This is a genomic window from Providencia sp. 2.29, assembly GCF_015832305.1.
GTDB classification, from domain to species: Bacteria; Pseudomonadota; Gammaproteobacteria; order Enterobacterales; family Enterobacteriaceae; genus Providencia; species Providencia stuartii.
The window spans coordinates 1,633,020-1,652,022 of record NZ_CP065420.1 but is presented as its reverse complement, the minus strand read 5'-3'; the positions used below and the strand labels follow the sequence as shown (position 1 = coordinate 1,652,022).

Here is a 19,003-nt window from a genome sequence, read left to right as displayed (position 1 = left end):
ACCTGTTCCCTGACACTTACTCACGACCCAGCGCTATCGCTGAGTGTTGATTCCCCCCGCCGCATAACGGCGAGGTATCATCCTCTTCTTATCAAATATGCCCTCTGGATAAGAAGAGTTATTGAGCCTATTGTGTGCCAATTACACACTTTCAATAATCACCGTTGCAGCGGCATAATGGCGCTCATCCGTAATAGATACGTGAATATGCGTTACGTTCATACGCTGCGCTAGTTTTTCAGCCTCCCCCACCAATGTTAGTAGCGGTTTCCCCAAAGAATCATTACTGACTTCAAATTGGTTAAAGGCCAATCCATTACGAATTCCGGTACCGAGCGCCTTAGCTGCCGCCTCTTTAACCGCAAAACGTTTTGCTAAGAAACGAGCTGGCTGAGCTTGTTGTTGAAACTGCGCAAATTCATTTTCAGTCAATATCCGTTTCGCTAAGCTGTCAGCTGAACGTTTAATCACCGCTTCTATTCGGGCTATTTCAACAATATCCGTACCAAGACCTACGATTGCCATTAGTAACGCGCTTCTCTGAGTAGTTTTTTCATATCTGCCACCGCATTCGCTAGGCCGCTAAATAACGCTCGCCCAATAATGGCATGCCCGATATTCAATTCATAAATTTCAGGTAATAGCGCGATCCGCTGAACATTATGATAAGTTAAACCATGGCCCGCATTTACTTTTAGGCCTTTCCCTGCCGCATAAGCTACGCCATCACGAATTCGACGATATTCGATTTCTTGTTCTTGCTCCGTTTTCGCATCTGCATATGCACCTGTATGTATCTCAATAAATGGTGCACCTGCTGCTTGCGCCGCATCAATTTGAGTGTGATCAGCATCAATAAACAGAGATACTTGAATACCGGCTTCAGTCAAGCGTTTAACAGCATCAGTAATTTTGGGTAATTGCCCCGCCACATCAAGCCCCCCTTCCGTCGTGACCTCTTCACGCTTTTCAGGTACTAGGCAGCAAAATGCAGGCTTCACTCGACATGCAATGTTAATCATTTCCTCTGTCACTGCCATTTCAAGGTTCATTCTGGTTTGAATAGTCTCTTTTAGCAGCTCAATATCCCTATCAGTAATATGGCGGCGATCTTCTCGCAAATGCACAGTAATACCATCAGCTCCTGCTTGTTCTGCAACAAATGCGGCTTGTACAGGATCAGGATACTGTGTTCCCCGTGCATTTCTCACTGTTGCGATATGATCTATGTTTACACCTAACAAAAGCTCAGCCATTTTTCACTCCCTATCATAAATACAGTCAAGTACGCTCAATGCCCCTATCCTACTGCAATTTAATATTGAGTGGGAATAAATCTCTATCGCTTCGAGCGCCTTTCCATATTTTGACGATTTTTTCAGCAAACTTATTAGATTTTGAGAAGCGGCTCGTAAAATATCGGCGTGGTGCAGATTTTGATTTGGCATACTGACCATTGTCGGTCACACTTAGCTCATGATTTTGGTGTATTACCAACAGGGGGCTTAGTAAATTGTCGGAATAGTTCGCGGCTCTTTAGCGGTTTTCCACCTAAATAGGGTTTCAAGGCTATACGAGTAAAGCGTTTAGCCGCTCTCAGTGTGTCACTGTCGGGGAATTCGCGTGCTGCTAAAGCTTTAAGGTGTTTACCAGTAAAACTAAGTTGGTCGATGACTAAACTACCAATAAAACCTTTTTCTTCTCGATAACGGTAAGTCATTGTGTCTGAAACAGGCTCGCCACTACCTGCGCAATGAAGAAAATCAACACCGTAACCAAGGTAGGATAACAAGGCTAGCTCAAATTGGCGTAACGCAGCTTCAGGTGTGTGTTCACTAGCAGCAAGTAATTGTAAGCAAGAAAGGTAATCAAAGAATAATGCTGAATACGGAGTACCAAATTCAATGACTCTCGTCACTAATTCATTGAGATATAACCCACTATAAAGTACGGTTCCCGTTAGTGGTAATGAGAGTGAAATAGGGTCTGCATGGGTTAATGTTTTAATCTCACCTTTGCCACCCCAGCGGATTAACAAAGGTGTAAAGGGCTGCAAGCAGCCCCTAAAAGGTGAACGGTTTCGGCGAGCCCCTTTTGCTAATAAGCGGATTTTGCCTTCCCCTTCAGTGAAGAAATCGACTAATAAGCTCGTTTCACTAAAGGGTCTAGAATGGAGTACAAACGCACGTTGCCAGCCACTCACAATTTCACCAATAAATTTATTTTAGGTCATCAACATAGCCTAAGCTGCGTAATGCGCGTTCATCATCCGCCCAGCCAGCTTTCACTTTAACCCACAGTTCAAGGTGTACTTTGGTATCAAACAGCTTTTCCATATCGATGCGGGCTTCCGTACCGATTGTTTTAAGCTTACTACCTTTATTACCAATCACCATTTTCTTTTGGCCTTCACGTTCAACAAGGATCAAGCCATTGATATGGTATCCCCCCCTTTCCATCATTTTGAACTGCTCAATTTCAACAGTCACAGAATAAGGAAGTTCATCACCTAAGAAACGCATCAATTTTTCACGAATGATTTCTGATGCCATAAATCGCTGAGAGCGATCGGTAATATAATCTTCAGGGAAATGATGCTCAGCTTCAGGAATGTGCTGCTTAACAATTTTAGCAATCGTATCAACGCCTTTACCTTTTTCAGCACTAATTGGCACAACGTCCAAAAAGTTCATTTTTTGGCTGACAAAGCCAATATGCGGTAACAGCACTGTTTTATCCGTGACATTATCAATTTTGTTAATTGCTAAAATCACAGGGCAGCGAAGGCCTTTTAATTTGTTGAGTACCATTTCATCGTCGTCAGTCCAATTCGTGCCTTCAACGACAAAAATAACTAGCTCAACATCCCCTATTGAACTTGAAGCTGCACGGTTCATCAAACGATTGATTGCACGTTTTTCTTCAATATGCAGGCCTGGCGTATCCACATAGATGATTTGATATTCATCTTCAGTATGGATCCCCATAATACGGTGGCGCGTCGTTTGAGGCTTTCTCGACGTAATTGAAACTTTTTGCCCCAATAGCTGGTTTAATAGCGTTGACTTACCGACATTTGGTCGCCCAACAATAGCTACAAAGCCACAGTGGGGTAATTTTTCACTCATTCAATCTCCAAAATTTTTAATGCTTGCTCCGCAGCGGCCTGCTCAGCTTTACGTCGACTTGAACCAACCCCGTTAATAGGTTGTTCAATACCACTGACTTGGCAGTGGATAGTAAATTCCTGATCATGAGCCTCACCTTTAACTTGGACAACGATATAGTTAGGCAAAGGCAAATGACGCCCCTGTAGATATTCTTGTAGTCTCGTTTTCGGGTCCTTTTGCTTGTCACCCGGGCTGATTTCATTCAACCTAGTTTGATACCAATCTAAAATAATTTTTTCTATTGTTTGGATATCACTATCGAGAAAGATCCCCCCGATCAATGCTTCCACTGTATCAGCGAGGATAGATTCACGGCGGAAACCGCCACTTTTTAGTTCGCCTGGCCCTAAACGTAAACACTCGCCAAGCTCAAATTCACGAGCAATTTCCGCCAGTGTATTTCCGCGCACTAGCGTTGCTCTCATGCGACTCATATCTCCTTCATCCACTTTCGGGAAGCGATGATATAAATCATTTGCGATCACAAAACTTAAAATAGAATCGCCAAGGAACTCTAGGCGCTCGTTATGCTTACTGTTTGCACTGCGATGCGTAAGCGCCTGAATTAAAAGATCGTGTTGATTAAACTTATAACCAAGTTTTCGTTGCAATTGCTCAAGTAAAGAGGGGTTCATGCGCGTTCAGCCATTTCTCTGATTGACAAAAAAGCACACGCAACAGACCTGTAAAAAACAAAACTGTTGCGTTTGCACTGACTCTTAACGCTTTTATCTTTCATTTATATAATAGAACTAAGCTTAAAATTCAGCATAACACTATTAATGAATAAAATGATAAGAGTTAATTAAGAAGCCAATAAATATTAATTTAAATTATATTGTACACTGAGATAAACAATAATGCTTCGGTTTATACGGGTTTTCACACGAAAACCCGTATAAATCTACCTTATGAACCTAGTGGCCCAATTCGGCTAAAGCGAATACCTGTCGGCCATTCACCTTCTTGTTTCTCAAGACTTAGCCAGATAAATACAGCGCGACCAACCAAATTTTGTTCCGGAACAAAGCCCCACATACGGCTGTCTGAGCTGTTATCTCGGTTATCCCCCATCATGAAGTAATGTTTCTCAGGTACAATCCACTCATTTGGCGGCATATTAGGCTGTATGTAACGAGATTCCGTAATGGCCTGACGAATAATCAAAATCTGGTGCTCGACGGTATCAAGAGTTTCACTTCTTTGATATTGACGTAATGCATTTCTTGGCAATGGTTCGTCAAGAGGAATTTCATAGTTACCTTTTTGGCTATCGACCAAAGACTCCACATTGAAAAACATGGTCCACTCACTCGGCGCTAACGGACCATATTTTATTGGAAGTTGTTTCGTACAGTTATTATCTGCGCAATTCGGATAAATTGTCAGCTCTTTAGCGTTTGGATCATAAACAATTTTATCACCCGGTAAGCCAATAACCCGTTTTACATAGTCAATTGTTGGATTTTCTGGATATTTAAATACGGCAATATCACCACGCGCAGGTTTTCCCGTTTTAATTAACGTCGTTTGCGTAATGGGATCTTTTAGACCATAAGCAAACTTCTCAACCAGCATAAAATCCCCAACCAACAACGTTGGCATCATTGACCCAGATGGAATTTGAAAGGGTTCATAAATAAATGAACGAACCACCAATACAATCGCTAATACTGGGAAAATCGAGGAGCCTGTTTCAACCCACGATGGACGGCGTACAGCTTTATCCATCTCATCTTGAGTTAATGAGCCTTGACTCACTTCCTGTATATGTTTGAGCTTTTTCTTCCGCTCAGGCGAAAATTTAAAGCGATCTAAACACCAAATAATCCCCGTAATCACTGTCGCCAGTGTTAGGATCAAGGCAAAGGTGTTAGCCATTGAGACTCCTTGTAATTTTAGTTGTCTTTACCAACATGCAAAATAGCGAGGAAAGCTTCTTGAGGTAATTCAACATTACCCACTTGCTTCATGCGCTTCTTACCTTCCTTCTGCTTCTGCAACAGTTTCTTCTTACGGCTAACATCACCACCATAACATTTAGCCAGTACGTTTTTACGCAATTGTTTAACGGTAGAGCGAGCAATAATATGGTTACCAATTGCAGCTTGGATCGCGATATCAAACTGTTGACGAGGGATTAAATCCTTCATTTTTTCAACCAATTCACGACCACGATACTGTGAGTTAGCTCGGTGAGTGATCAATGCCAAGGCATCCACACGCTCGCCGTTGATCATAACATCAACACGAACCATGTCTGACGTTTGGAAACGCTTAAATGCATAATCCAAAGAAGCATAACCACGAGATGTTGATTTCAAGCGATCGAAGAAATCCAATACCACTTCTGACATTGGAATATCATACGTTAATGAAACTTGATTACCATGATAGACCATATTTGTCTGAACGCCGCGTTTTTCCACACAAAGTGTAATAACGTTGCCAAGATACTCTTTAGGCATCAGCATGTGACATTCAGCAATTGGCTCACGCAACTCTTCGATATTATTCAATGGTGGCAACTTAGCGGGGCTATCGACATAAACGATTTCACCGTTCGTTTGCACAACTTCATACACAACGGTCGGAGCCGTGGTGATCAGATCTAAATTGTATTCACGCTCTAAGCGCTCTTGAATGATCTCCATATGCAGCAGGCCAAGGAACCCGCAACGGAATCCGAAGCCAAGAGCACTAGAGGTTTCAGGCTCATAAAAGAGTGACGCATCATTCAAGCTCAACTTGCCTAGTGCATCACGGAATGCTTCATAATCGTCTGAACTGACTGGGAATAAACCTGCATAAACTTGAGGTTTAACTTTTTTAAACCCAGGTAATGCTTTATCAGCAGGATTACGAGCGCCCGTTAAAGTATCCCCGACAGGTGCCCCTGTGATATCTTTAATCGCACACACTAACCAACCAACTTCACCGCAACTGAGAGAGTCGCGATCAATTTGTTTTGGTGTGAAAATACCAAGACGATCCGCGTTGTACACTTGGCCCGTGCTCATCACCTTAATTTTATCGCCTTTGCGTAACGTACCGTTTTTAATACGGATAAGTGATACAACACCTAAATAATTATCAAACCATGAGTCGATAATAAGCGCCTGTAAAGGTGCCTCTGCGTCACCTTCTGGCGCAGGGATAGATTGCACTAAACGCTCAATAACATCTTGAACGCCAATCCCCGTTTTTGCCGAGCAACGTACCGCATCATGCGCATCAATGCCCACAATATCTTCAATTTCTTCTGCAACGCGTTCAGGATCAGCCGCTGGTAAGTCGATTTTGTTCAACACAGGAACAACTTCAAGATCCATTTCAATCGCTGTATAGCAGTTAGCTAGCGTTTGAGCTTCAACCCCTTGCCCAGCATCAACAACGAGCAGCGCACCTTCACAGGCAGCTAATGAGCGTGATACTTCATAAGAGAAGTCAACGTGGCCTGGGGTATCGATAAAGTTCAATTGATAGGTCTCACCATCGGAGGCCTTATAATCCAGCGTCACACTTTGCGCTTTGATTGTAATTCCGCGTTCACGTTCTAAATCCATAGAGTCTAGAACCTGAGCCGCCATTTCTCTGTCCGTTAAACCACCACAAATCTGAATAATACGGTCAGACAACGTGGATTTACCATGGTCGATGTGAGCAATGATAGAAAAGTTTCTTATGTTATTGATTTTCAAGGTAATATCTTCTTTTAAATTGCCTACAAAATCAGCTCTGCATAAATAGGTATCGCAGAACTAAAATGCTATGATTATCACAAGATTACTAATTAGCTGCATTTTACATAGAAGATCTCTGTAACACAAAGGTTCAATGTAAAACAACTGTAAACTATGCGGGTTTTTGCTAGATAGGAGCGCTGAACTCGCCAAACCGCCTATCAAGCAAGGCGGTTTCACTCAGCAATCAACTTGAACTGACAGTTCGTTGGGGGGTAAGCCTATTTGTAAGATAACTGGTTGAAATGCAGTCTCATCCCGCCAATAAGAGGCGATTTTACGCGCTAAAAAGAAGCCTAAAAAGCCACCAGCGACACCAGAAAGAGCAACCCAGACTTGTTCAAACCCCGCTAATTGTACTAACGCTGCAACCAGAAATAGGCCAATCAACGGGGTTAAATAAACGAGCATAGCAGAGCGCAGCAAACTCCCTTCAGGAATTCCAACCTCCACTTTTTGCCCAACAACTAAAGGTTGCTCAATGTCAACTTCGAGCTGATGTTCGGTATTTGGCCCTATTTTACTCAATGCGTACGAACCACATGCCGCGCGCGCGCTACAGCTACCACACCCAGAAGAAGCCCCATAACGCAATAACGCCCTTCCTTGGTGCCAACGAATAACTGTTGCCCACTCTTTTATCATCATCTACTCCTGAAAACGAATGCTTGCAGCGACTTGCTGTGCCGTTGATAACGGCAGTTCACCTATTATGGTAATCACATTTTGTTTCTGAGTCATTGTATAAATTGTGCGGCGGCCATTTTGGACTGGTTGTTCTAAAGGCAAGCCTTGCTCAGCTTTAGTGACATTAACCGAAAAAGTGAATAAGCCATCACTAAATAATGCGCTCTCTACCTCATCATTTTCGGCAAGTTTACGTTTTGAACGAGAGACTTCTTCAAACCCAGGAGGTAAAAGTCCAACACGCCATTTAAATGACGGACGATTATCCTGAGGGGAGACTAGCAGCGGTGGTAAATTAATCTTACTTAAATTCACCAGAGAGTCATTCACCGTTTTGCTGTCTAGCACTGTTGAAATGACGCGAAACTGTTCTAACGTTTGGTTATTGTTATCTAAGAGATCGACCCGTAATGGCAACTTATTTTCTTCATCAATCAGAAGAACATAATTAAAACGAGAGTTATCTTTAGAAATAATGCGAATGACGAGTGAAGGCTTATCACCGATATGGGTTCGCCCCGCATCGATAAAATTATAGTACGGTTTGATTTTGTCATAATCAGCAAATAATACCGAAGGCAAATTATCGACAATATGCTTCCCATTTAAGCTGAAGGCATCAAAACCGGGTTCAAAATAACTGATCCTTTCCCCTTTTTGCACTATTTCACGCCGCGTAGAATCCATTTGGATCATTTGAGAGACAGGAACATTATTAATGATCCCATGTCGATAACGGACAGGCACGATGCTTCTGGGACTAAAGGACATAAAAGACATTTCGTAGGAAAGATTTTGGGCAGCGCTCCCCATCTCTTTAAAGAGAGCTTCGGCATCTTGTTGAGATGCCGAAGCTTGATTAGATAAAATCAGGCTGCCCGCCAGGCAGATGACGGATAACCACTTATTCATTAGCGCGCTTTAGCTCCAGCGGGTGCTGTAGTAATATCATCATTATCATGATATTGCTGATTAAGCATTGAACGTCTTTCAATTTCATATTGCTGTAGCATTGCATTTACACGCTGATTTTGTTGCTCAACTTGTTGCATTTGTTGCTCGTTACCAAAAAGTTGACCATCAGAGAAATTTAAACTCACAGGTGCGCCTGCTCCAACGGGAACGGTGTTAAACACAGGTTCATCAATCACCGATTCCGTTGAATTACTTTGATTATACTGCTGCACCCCAACGATAACAGCAAGGGATACACATGCTGCAACACCAATTTGGGTGATTTGACTTGCCCATGGACGAATTTTTTGCCAGAACGGCATCGCGCCCCATGTTGCAGGTTCAGGCTGTGACTCAACAACTACCTGAGGATTAATACGCACAACTTCATTCTCTAATGCTGCGGCGACTTTACCCGCTATGTCAAAATTGATGACATCAGGTGTGTCATTACGCAGAGTATCACGAATAAGATGATAGCTCTCCCAACGTTTTTGTAACGTTGAATCACATGAAATGGCATTTAACAGTTCTACATCTAGAACTTCGCCATCCATCATTGCGGAAAGTTTCTCTCTTTGCATGCCCGAATACCTTCAGTTAATTGCATCACAATTACAGTTTAATGCCCTGATTTCGCTATTTTTTGCACGTTATCTTGTGTTCCAAAAAACAATTCAATAAACACAAACATATTAGTGCTGCTGGATCAGTGGCTGTACTTTATTATCAATAGCTTCTCTTGCTCTAAAGATACGCGAACGCACGGTGCCTACAGGACAATCCATGATCTCGGCGATCTCTTCATAGCTTAAACCATCAAGTTCTCTGAGTGTTATTGCCATTTTTAAATCTTCAGGTAACGACTCAATGGTTCGAAAAACTACTTTCTTCAATTCATCAGACAACATTAAGTTCTCTGGGTTCGATATTTCTTTCAAAGCGCTTGCAGTTTCGTAGTTTTCTGCATCGCTTGCTTCAAGATCTGACGCGGGTGGGCGCCTATCTTGAGCGACTAAATAATTTTTAGCCGTGTTTACCGCAATACGATATAGCCAAGTATAAAAAGCACTATCACCGCGAAACGACCCTATCGCACGATAAGCTTTGATAAAAGACTCCTGAGCAACGTCAGGTACATCCGCTTGTGGTACATAACGGGAAACCAAGCTTGCAACTTTGTGCTGGTATTTTACAACCAGTAAGTTGAACGCTTTTTGATCGCCCTTTTGGACTTTTTCGACCAACATCTGGTCCGTTAGTTGCTCGCTCATTACTGGGAAAATCTCCCGCGCTCAGGCTGTAAATTTGTTAACTTGATCATGTCTCCCTTCCTAAAGCAAGCGTTACTTTGAGTAGTAAAAACAAGTGAAGTTCAATTTAATACATAAAAATAGTAAAAAATTGACAAAAAACCGTGTGACTACCGATAGAGGATCTAAGTGATCCTAATTAATTTATCGCTAATTTATACATTATTCTACGTATCACACCGCTTTATTTACCCTAAGTACCAAACCTGACTCAACCCCCTAGTAGATATACAAGGCTGAACGCTATTTCACAAATAGCATTGCCAAGCCTGATAGGCTAACATGAAACTTCCAATAGATACTATACTGTGACTGCTCTCTGCCGTAAACGGCTAGGCCTGCCACTTCTTAGGGCGCAACCGTCTGTATAACGGGTTTTATGCTGCCCCTTATGGGTAGAAACGACGAGTATATACAACATGCAAACACTTATGAACGATCCCACACAGCATTACACTGATATTCTGATTATTGGCAGCGGTGTCGCTGGGCTTTCCGCCGCTTTACGACTTGCTCCTTTTCATAAAGTTACTCTCCTAAGTAAAAGCACACTCAATGAAGGGGCTTCTTATTACGCACAAGGTGGAATTGCAGCCGTTTTCGATAATACCGACAGCATTGAATCCCATGTAGAAGATACTTTAATTGCAGGCGCAGGTATTTGTGAAAGAGAGGCCGTCGAATTTATCGCCTCGAATGCCAAAGAGTGCGTTCAGTGGTTAATTGATCAAGGCGTACTATTTGACACGGAAGTGACTGAAACAGGTGAAACCCAATATCACCTCACTCGCGAAGGTGGACACAGCCATCGCAGGATCCTTCATCATGCAGATGCAACTGGCAAAGAGGTTGAAACGACTCTCGTCAACCTCGCTTTTGCGCATCCGAATATCCATGTTAAAGAGCGCTATAATGCGGTTGATCTCATTCGCTCCGATAAGATCGGATTAGCAGGCGAAAGCCGTATTGTCGGTGCCTATGTTTGGAATCGGCAAAAAGAGCACGTTGAAACGATCCGAGCAAAAATCGTTGTTTTGGCTACAGGCGGCGCCGCAAAAGTCTATCAATACACAACAAATCCCGACATCTCTTCTGGGGATGGCATTGCGATGGCATGGCGTATTGGATGTAGTGTCGCTAACTTAGAATTCAATCAATTTCATCCAACCTGCCTCTTTCATCCGCAAGCTCGCAATTTTCTATTAACGGAAGCGTTACGTGGTGAAGGAGCCTATTTGAAACGCCCTGATGGAAGCCGTTTCATGCCCGACTATGATCCACGCTGTGAATTAGCGCCGAGAGACATTGTTGCGAGAGCGATCGATCATGAAATGAAACGCTTAGGTGCTGATTGCATGTACCTTGATATTAGCCATAAACCCGCTGATTTTATTCAAAGCCACTTTCCTACCATCTATGAAAAACTGATGACACTTGGTTTAGATCTGACGAAAGAGCCGATCCCCATTGTACCCGCAGCCCATTACACATGCGGCGGTGTCAGCGTCGATCAAAACGGTATGACCGATATCCCCAACCTTTATGCCATTGGTGAAGTCAGTTATACAGGGTTACACGGAGCCAACCGCATGGCATCTAACTCGCTGTTAGAGTGCCTCGTTTACGGATGGTCCGCCTCACAGCATATTTGCCATGCGATCATGCAGATCGAGGATATTCCCGTTCTCCCTGAATGGGATGATAGCCGTGTACACAACTCAGATGAGCAAGTTGTTATTCAACATAACTGGCATGAGCTACGCCTATTTATGTGGGATTATATGGGGATCGTACGAACCACTAAGCGTTTAGAACGCGCCTTGCGACGCATCCATTTGTTACAGCAAGAAATTCACGACTATTATGCCAATTTCCGTATTTCTAATAACTTACTTGAACTGAGAAACCTCGTCCAAGTGGCTGAACTGATGGTTCGCTGCGCTTTAGAGCGTAAAGAGAGCCGCGGGCTACACTATACGTTAGACTACCCTGATCTGCTGGAGCATTCAGGCCCCACCGTACTCAAACCGTAATCTCATACCTAGCCAACCCTCGGGTTGGCTATTAATATTTCAAATAAAAATCCCGAATAAGCCGCTGAAAGTCTTCAGTATAGATGTTATTGTCTGCTTCTTTTAACACTAACGTTGAAATTTCTGGCTCAACTAATTCCCGCTTTAATCCCAACAACATACGGTGAAATGGCGTCGTTGCTTTATCTCGAATATTAACGCGATAAGCAGTAAACCAGCCATTACGATGCGCCATAAGCTCAACTTTTTCACCGACATCATAGGGTAATACAAGGCAAAATAGGCCATCTGTGGTTAAACAATCCATCGCACTATCTAATAATGCCTGATGGGTTAACGTCGCGGTATAGCGAGCTTGCTCTCGTTGTTCACTACTGCATGATACTGATGGCTCAAAATAAGGTGGATTACTGACAATCAAATCATACGCTTTTTGCCTTGATACACTAAACTGCGTTATATCTTGCTCAAAAATCTGTAGCCTCTCTCCCCACTTTGACTCAGCGAAATTCTCCTGTGCCTGTTGAGCCGCTGCTTTATCTAGTTCAACAGCATCAACGGTCATTTGCTGATTGCGTTGTGCGAGCATTAGCGCAATGAGTCCACTGCCGCTCCCTATATCTAACGCCTTTTTAGCCTGCTGAACAGGTGCCCATGCGCCAAGTAATACTCCATCGGTTCCGACTTTCATAGCGCAACGGTCATGACCAACAAAAAACTGCTTAAAGGTAAAACCACCTTTGCGATAGCTTTTTTTCACGTTATTCAACCACTCTAAATCGTATATTAATCAATCAAACTTTCATTATGTGACAATTTAAGAATGCAAATTTTACACTTTTTCTACAAAATAATTCTCACATTATGAGAATATTATTTGAGCATCAAAATTTTTACTGCTAAGTTCGAAAAAAAGGGGATACCATGAACAGTATTAACAGGACATTGAATATTTTATCTTACATCACTGCAAGCGCGGCTCCGGTAACTCCGCAAGTGATTTCTAACGCATTAAATATTCCAGTTTCTACTGTTTATCGATTATTAGCCATTCTCATAAATTGGGAATTTGTGACCCATGCAAAACAATATGGCACTTACACTGTTGGTGCGCAGAGTATCAAAACTCAAGAAAAATACTATCACCACAGTTTACTCATGAATTCATCCCAACTAGAACTCCAAGCTCTGAGTAAAAAGACCCAAGAAACGGTCGCTATTATTACATCAAACCTATGTGAAACTATCTGTGTTGACATGATTGAGAGTTCACAAGCCTTACGCTGCTCTTTTGTCATTGGCCGTGGTAATACTCTAATTAAAGGCGCTAGCGCGAAAACCTTGCTCGCCTTTCGAGATGAAGACTACCAATCATTAGTATTTGAAACTCATAAAGAACAGTTACCCACCCCTGAAAGTATAACGCAATTAAAAAATGCACTGATGCAAATCCGCCAGCAAGGATATGGCGTTTCAGCCCCTATTTTTAAAGGAAACGATGTGATTGCCGTCGTCTCTGTGATGGCACCTGAATTTCGTTCAACCCATCGAGTTGACGAGTTTATCTCTGAGACCTGCAAAGCAGCTCATAACATGACTAAACTAATTAATATGGAGTAATTATGGCAGCACCTTTTATCTGGCAAGGCCGTACTGATGGTGATACTGAGGAGCACCTACGTATCCATCAAGTCATGAATAAAAATACCCCTGCACAGTTTGCTTTAATTGGTTTTGCATCTGACGAAGGCGTTAGGCGCAATAAAGGACGGCTCGGTGCCAAAGCAGGACCTGATGCAATCCGTCAGCAGTTAGCTGGCCTTCCGATACATCACCCCTTGTCCATCCGTGATGCCGGCACTGTTCGCTGTGACGATGGCGATTTAGAAGCAGCGCAACGTCGTCTTTCGGATGAACTTGTCGATATTTTATCATCAAATCAGACCCCCATTGTTTTAGGTGGCGGTCATGAAGTGGCTTTTGCCAGCTTTCAAGGACTGTTTGACTTCATCGCTCAAACCCAGCCTACAAAAACAATAGGTATCATTAATTTTGATGCGCATTTTGATTTACGAACGGCACCTGAAGCCACTTCCGGCACACCTTTTTTACAATCGGCACACTTATGCCAGCAGCATCATCGCCCATTTAATTATCTCTGTTTAGGTATTGCTGATCATGGTAATACGAAAGTGTTATTTGATACGGCGGATAAATTAGGTTGCCAATATATTCGTGATAAAGAACTAAATCACAGTCAATTACCTAAGGCCATAGAGCGGCTTCAACAGTTTATTAATAACGTCGATTATTTATATGTAACCGTTGATCTGGATGTCTTTTCTGCCGCAATTGCGCCTGGAGTCAGCGCTCCCGCAGCGAAAGGGATCACTACTGAGATCTTTGATGAACTGTTTTCGGTGATTAAAGCCAGCAACAAAATTGCACTCTTTGATATTGCAGAGTGCAACCCAGAATTCGATATCGATAATCATACTTCAAAATTAGCAGCTTATTTGATTTACCAATTTTTATTCTAATAAACACAATAACGCGACTGATAAATCGCCCGTAGACTCAATTTGTAGCGATATAACAATAACAGTATTTGAAAAAGTACTGACAAAAAATAAAGCGGCAATGATAGATCTCTAGCATGTTCTTCTTTAGTTAATCAGCTAAGTAGAAATAGGCTTTGGGATTTCAAAACTGTCGCTAGGCAGCGTACAAGCAACCTTTAAAGTATCAATAAGGGTGCGGTTAGCCGCTAAAGACGACAAATTGCGAAAGCGGGCACACCGGGAAAATTATATGACATTACAACTAGACACATTATCTACACTCCTGCTTACTGTATTGTGCCTGCTTATGGGCATCCATTTAAAAAAACGTATCGAATGGCTACAACGTTTTTGTATCCCATCCCCAGTAATTGGTGGCTTCTTAGTAAGCCTGATTATTTGGGGGCTAAAATCCTTTAATTTAGCTGAAATCCAATTTGACACGAGTTTGCAAACCTTCTTAATGGTTGCCTTCTTTACCACGATTGGTATTGATGGCAGCTTTCGCATTCTCAAAAACGGCGGTAAGCTCCTGTTTATTTATCTGTTTATTTGCTGGTTTACAGTGATCTTCCAAGATACGTTTGGTGCCGGACTGGCGCATTTATTAGGCATTGACCCAGTCATTGGCGTTATGGCAGGTGGTGTTTCATTAACAGGAGGCCATGGCGGTGCTGCTGCATTTGGTCAAATGGCAGAAGGCTTAGGTGTGCAGTCAGCGACGGTTGCGGCGATTGCAGCGGCAACTTTTGGTTTAATCACCGGTAGCCTACTAGGCGGCCCCATTGCCTCTTTCCTGATTAAAAAATATAAGGTGACCATCCAAGCGGATGAGTCAGTGCAAAGCCCAAAAGTAACAGAGACCATTGCAGGTAAGATTGAGTCCATTGACGCCCATGCCTTTTTGAAAATGCTCGCTTTGGTACTCGGGATCATGGTAATTGGTCAATTCGCATCTGCACAATTTACCAAAGCAACAGGCTTCTCTTTGCCTAGCTATGTCGGTGCCATGATCATTGCGATTATTATTCGTAATATTAATGACCAAGTTAACCTATTTAAAATCAACCAAAAATCTGTTGATTTAATTTCTGAGGTCTCTCTCGGCCTATTCTTAACCATGGCAATGATGTCGCTAAAAATTTGGGAGCTCAAAGACGTTGCCTTACCACTCTTTATTATTCTATTCGCCCAAGTGGTTGTCCTCGTTCTATTGGTTGTATTCGTGATCTTTAAACTTTTAGGCAAAGATTACGATGCCGCTGTTATGTGTGCTGGATTAATGGGGCATGGATTAGGAGCGACACCTAATGCAATGGCAAATATGTCCTCTGTGTGCGAACGCTATAAACATGTCTCAATGAAAGCGTTCATGATCGTTCCGCTAAGTGGTGCTGTTTTAATTGATTTAGTTGGTATCCCTTATCATACTTGGTTAATTAATATCCTCAGCTAACCCCCATCGCGTGCTTTTCACCTCGGAAAAGCACGCTTTCTGGCAATATCACTGCCCGTTGAAACTTAAAACAGGTACACTTTGCTAAAAGATCGATATTTTCTGATGAACAATTTGGCTAACCTGTTTATAATCAGCGCCCCAAATAGAGGTATATCATGACTGCAACCACATTTACTGAACTTGAACTCGATGAAAGCCTGATCAACGCGCTGGCAGACAAAGGCTATGAACGCCCAACTGCAATTCAGGCTGCCGCTATCCCTGCCGCAATGGATGGGCGTGACGTTTTAGGTTCAGCCCCTACTGGTACGGGTAAAACCGCCGCATTTTTGCTGCCAGCCATCCAACACTTACTTGACTTTCCAAGGAAAAAGTCCGGTCCTCCGCGAGTGCTGATATTAACACCAACGCGTGAGCTAGCCATGCAGGTTGCAGACCAAGCAAAAGAGTTATGTGCACATAACCATCTCGATATCGCTACGATTACAGGCGGTGTCGCGTATATGAACCATGCTGAAGTTTTTAGCGAAAACCAAGATATTGTTGTCGCGACAACAGGCCGCTTGCTTCAATACATCAAAGAAGAAAATTTTGACTGTCGCGCCGTTGAAATCCTGATCCTTGATGAAGCTGATCGCATGCTCGACATGGGCTTTGCCAATGACATTGAAACAATTGCAGGTGAAACACGCTGGCGTAAACAAACTATGCTGTTCTCTGCTACCCTTGAAGGCGAAGCTATTCGTGATTTTTCTGAACGACTGCTAGAAGATCCTGTTGAAATTGATGCCGAATCGTCACGTCGCGAACGTAAAAAAATACAACAGTTTTACTATCGTGCCGATAATTTAGAACACAAAACAGCCTTGTTGTGCCATCTGCTAAAACAAGAGGATGTGACTAAGTCCATTGTTTTTGTTCGTAAGCGTGAGCGTGTCCGTGAAGTCGTACAATGGTTACGAGATGCAGGTATTGAGTCTTGTTACCTTGAAGGAGAAATGGCTCAAGCGAAACGTAATGAAGCCGTTCGTCGTTTAGTGACAGGGCAAGTCAAAGTACTCGTAGCGACCGATGTTGCATCGCGAGGACTTGACATCGATAATGTCAGTCATGTCTTTAACTTTGACATGTCGCGCACCGCTGATGTGTATCTCCACCGTATTGGTCGTACCGGTCGTGCAGGCCGCAAAGGCACCGCTATTTCACTGATAGAAGCTCATGACTATCCGCTGTTCGGTAAAGTCAGCCGTTATATTGAAGACTCCATTAAAATGCGAGTCATCGATAGTCTACGCCCAAGCACCAAAGCACCTTCAGAATCTATGATGAATAAACCAAAACCATCTAAGAAAGTGCTCGCAAAACGTAAAGAGAAAAAGAAAAAAGAAGAAGAGTCCAAAAAGAAAACCAAAGTTCGTCATCGTGACAAAAAGAACATTGGCAAACGCCGTAAACCAAATTCCTCTTCTACGGCACCAACTCGCGATAACTCTGAATAATGCAACTAACGGGCTACGGCCCGTTTTTTATTGCATCATTATCATCTGCAATTTTTCACGCATTCTTTTTCCTTGCGCAGATAACATATCCACTTTAATCATATGGTTTACTAAAACATCACGGCAATCATACCCCTGATAGTTTTTAATACGCCAATCAGCACCTTGGCTCAGTAAAAACTCAGCAACTGATAATGCATGGCTCCCTAATGCATCATGTAACGATGTGTTACCTAAATCATCTACTGCGTTGATTTCTACCCCTTCAGCTAATAAAACTTCCAGTTGCTCTAACCTTCCTGACTGCGCCGCTAAATGCAAATAAGTTCGATTTTGTGGCAATGACGTTTTTCTGATTTCATCTGTATAAGCAGAACTCAGAAGAATTTTCATAAAGCGAGGGTCAGTCGAACGAACGGCATACCCTAGTAGCTCATTAAAATTCGCTGGTTTATTTCTCATTGAAAGCAAGGTAGAAAATTCAGTCACATTGCCTTGCTTAATACTGTTTTCACAGCTGTTTTGCCAATCTGCCAGAGTGCTGTCATGACTCAATGCAAAATTGCAGCTAAATTCTTCTAACTGTGTATTAAAATCATCATTAACCATCGCCTGTTTATTTACCCACGGTGTAAAATGACACATCATTTTGAGAATTTTTGGCATCGTATGGGCGATAAAGTTACGTGTTAACAGACGATGAGGGAGCCAATCCCGCCACGTTTTTTCCCCTTTATAGTAATCCAACACAATTTTGTTACCTAAGGCGGGAGGAAATGGCATCACTGACTGCAACAAATCTAACCAATCATAACGAACCACATAAAAGCGAACGAGACCATCCTTTGCCACTTGTTTTGCGGTCTCGTAATCCATACCAATCTGCTTGATAGTATTTGCAGAAACACCAGCAGAGCTAAAAGCGATGCAAGGTGTCTGGCTTGCAAGAGCTGCAAATGTGGCTAATCCGCCGCCTAAAGAGTGACCTATACAAATCATATTCCCTTTAGAGACCCGATGTAGAATGTTGGTTAAATTTACCGCTTGAAAATATTGCGGTTCAAAGTAGCCCAGCCCTTGTCGTAAATCAGCATAGAAATCAACGAGTTCATCAGAACCAGCAAAACTAATAATATACAAATCATTAAAGCGACAAATATTAGCTTCAAAACCTGTTGATTTATCGCGTAGTAAGCTTGGATCAATGCCAATTTCTTTGAGTTGCAGAGCATTAAGGCGCTCAACACCATGCAGATTTTTCCAATCTTTAAGATAGACCCCATAAGCAATTAACCCAATAAGATAATCATGCGATTGAGCATGTGGGCCTAAAAGTTGTTTTGGCGATAGCGTCTGCGTCCATTGATTTTGTTCAGAGCACAGTGCCAATACACCACTTTTTCTCTGATAGATACTAATGCTTTCTTTAATTAACGATATTTCATTTAATGAGTTAGTTTGGATACTCTGATTGATAGAAGACATAGACTCTCCCCATTGAAGATGTGATAAGGGAGATCATTAAAGGCGAAATTTCAGCAGGGAAAAAGAATGTACTTTATTAGAGAAGAATAAAAAAGCCAT

Annotated in this window: 18 protein-coding genes; 5 read left to right on the top strand and 13 right to left on the bottom strand. The window is 42.5% G+C overall.

Annotation, left to right across the window (positions count from 1 at the left end):
* Positions 1-141: 141 nt before the first annotated feature.
* The 11 genes from acpS to rpoE all read right to left on the bottom strand — a co-directional run bounded on the left by acpS (position 142) and on the right by rpoE (position 9,828).
* The gene (gene acpS, locus I3B46_RS07335; RefSeq protein WP_004921465.1) at positions 142-525 is read right to left on the bottom strand and encodes a holo-ACP synthase; all 384 of its coding nucleotides are present in this window, start codon (positions 523-525) and stop codon (positions 142-144) included.
* A complete protein-coding gene (pdxJ, locus tag I3B46_RS07330) occupies positions 525-1,256 on the bottom strand; it encodes a pyridoxine 5'-phosphate synthase (RefSeq protein ID WP_004921469.1) in 732 nt (243 codons plus the stop codon). Before pdxJ ends, acpS begins: the two co-directional genes overlap by 1 nt.
* 218 nt (positions 1,257-1,474) lie before the next feature.
* The gene (gene recO, locus I3B46_RS07325) at positions 1,475-2,203 is read right to left on the bottom strand and encodes a DNA repair protein RecO (protein ID WP_004921473.1); all 729 of its coding nucleotides are present in this window, start codon (positions 2,201-2,203) and stop codon (positions 1,475-1,477) included.
* A gap of 16 nt (positions 2,204-2,219) precedes the next feature.
* Positions 2,220-3,128, bottom strand: coding sequence for a GTPase Era (era, locus tag I3B46_RS07320; RefSeq protein ID WP_004921475.1), 909 nt, complete (start codon positions 3,126-3,128; stop codon positions 2,220-2,222).
* Positions 3,125-3,805 (bottom strand): ribonuclease III, encoded by a 681-nt coding sequence (rnc, locus tag I3B46_RS07315; protein WP_004921478.1) that lies wholly within the window; start codon positions 3,803-3,805, stop codon positions 3,125-3,127. The genes era and rnc overlap by 4 nt, the downstream gene beginning before the upstream one ends.
* A 274-nt stretch (positions 3,806-4,079) precedes the next feature.
* Positions 4,080-5,051: a signal peptidase I gene (gene lepB, locus I3B46_RS07310; RefSeq protein WP_004921482.1), complete on the bottom strand. Its 972-nt coding sequence runs from the start codon at positions 5,049-5,051 to the stop codon at positions 4,080-4,082.
* A gap of 17 nt (positions 5,052-5,068) precedes the next feature.
* On the bottom strand, positions 5,069-6,865 hold the full coding sequence (gene lepA, locus I3B46_RS07305; RefSeq protein WP_036943946.1) for a translation elongation factor 4: 1,797 nt from the start codon (positions 6,863-6,865) through the stop codon (positions 5,069-5,071).
* A 228-nt stretch (positions 6,866-7,093) separates the two neighbouring features.
* Complete coding sequence (gene rseC, locus I3B46_RS07300; protein WP_014656334.1) at positions 7,094-7,558, bottom strand: SoxR-reducing system protein RseC; 465 nt, start codon at positions 7,556-7,558, stop codon at positions 7,094-7,096.
* Between the two features lie 3 nt (positions 7,559-7,561).
* On the bottom strand, positions 7,562-8,512 hold the full coding sequence (rseB, locus tag I3B46_RS07295; RefSeq protein WP_004921489.1) for a sigma-E factor regulatory protein RseB: 951 nt from the start codon (positions 8,510-8,512) through the stop codon (positions 7,562-7,564).
* A complete protein-coding gene (gene rseA, locus I3B46_RS07290; RefSeq protein WP_014656335.1) occupies positions 8,512-9,138 on the bottom strand; it encodes an anti-sigma-E factor RseA in 627 nt (208 codons plus the stop codon). Before rseA ends, rseB begins: the two co-directional genes overlap by 1 nt.
* Positions 9,139-9,249: 111 nt before the next feature.
* Positions 9,250-9,828, bottom strand: coding sequence for an RNA polymerase sigma factor RpoE (gene rpoE, locus I3B46_RS07285; RefSeq protein ID WP_004921494.1), 579 nt, complete (start codon positions 9,826-9,828; stop codon positions 9,250-9,252).
* 470 nt (positions 9,829-10,298) lie between these two features.
* On the opposite strand from rpoE, the gene nadB reads away from it, so the two are divergent.
* Complete coding sequence (nadB, locus tag I3B46_RS07280) at positions 10,299-11,900, top strand: L-aspartate oxidase (protein ID WP_104873649.1); 1,602 nt, start codon at positions 10,299-10,301, stop codon at positions 11,898-11,900.
* Positions 11,901-11,931: 31 nt separating this feature from the next.
* Here the strand turns inward: nadB and trmN are convergent, their stop codons facing one another.
* Positions 11,932-12,660, bottom strand: a complete 729-nt coding sequence (gene trmN, locus I3B46_RS07275) for a tRNA(1)(Val) (adenine(37)-N(6))-methyltransferase TrmN (protein WP_004921501.1) — start codon at positions 12,658-12,660, stop codon at positions 11,932-11,934.
* Between the two features lie 164 nt (positions 12,661-12,824).
* On the opposite strand from trmN, the gene I3B46_RS07270 reads away from it, so the two are divergent.
* From I3B46_RS07270 to srmB, 4 genes are all read left to right on the top strand, one after another.
* Entirely contained in the window at positions 12,825-13,520 is a 696-nt protein-coding gene (locus I3B46_RS07270) for an IclR family transcriptional regulator (RefSeq protein WP_104873605.1), read from the top strand.
* A gap of 2 nt (positions 13,521-13,522) precedes the next feature.
* On the top strand, positions 13,523-14,440 hold the full coding sequence (gene hutG, locus I3B46_RS07265) for a formimidoylglutamase (protein ID WP_061063852.1): 918 nt from the start codon (positions 13,523-13,525) through the stop codon (positions 14,438-14,440).
* A 271-nt stretch (positions 14,441-14,711) separates the two neighbouring features.
* Positions 14,712-15,917 carry a sodium/glutamate symporter gene (gene gltS / locus I3B46_RS07260; protein ID WP_014656340.1) on the top strand — a complete coding sequence of 402 codons (1,206 nt, stop codon included), beginning with the start codon at positions 14,712-14,714 and terminating at the stop codon, positions 15,915-15,917.
* Between the two features lie 158 nt (positions 15,918-16,075).
* Positions 16,076-17,419, top strand: coding sequence for an ATP-dependent RNA helicase SrmB (srmB, locus tag I3B46_RS07255; protein WP_104873606.1), 1,344 nt, complete (start codon positions 16,076-16,078; stop codon positions 17,417-17,419).
* Positions 17,420-17,446: 27 nt separating this feature from the next.
* Here the strand turns inward: srmB and I3B46_RS07250 are convergent, their stop codons facing one another.
* Positions 17,447-18,904, bottom strand: coding sequence for an ankyrin repeat domain-containing protein (locus I3B46_RS07250; RefSeq protein ID WP_104873607.1), 1,458 nt, complete (start codon positions 18,902-18,904; stop codon positions 17,447-17,449).
* Between the last annotated feature and the right edge of the window lie 99 nt (positions 18,905-19,003).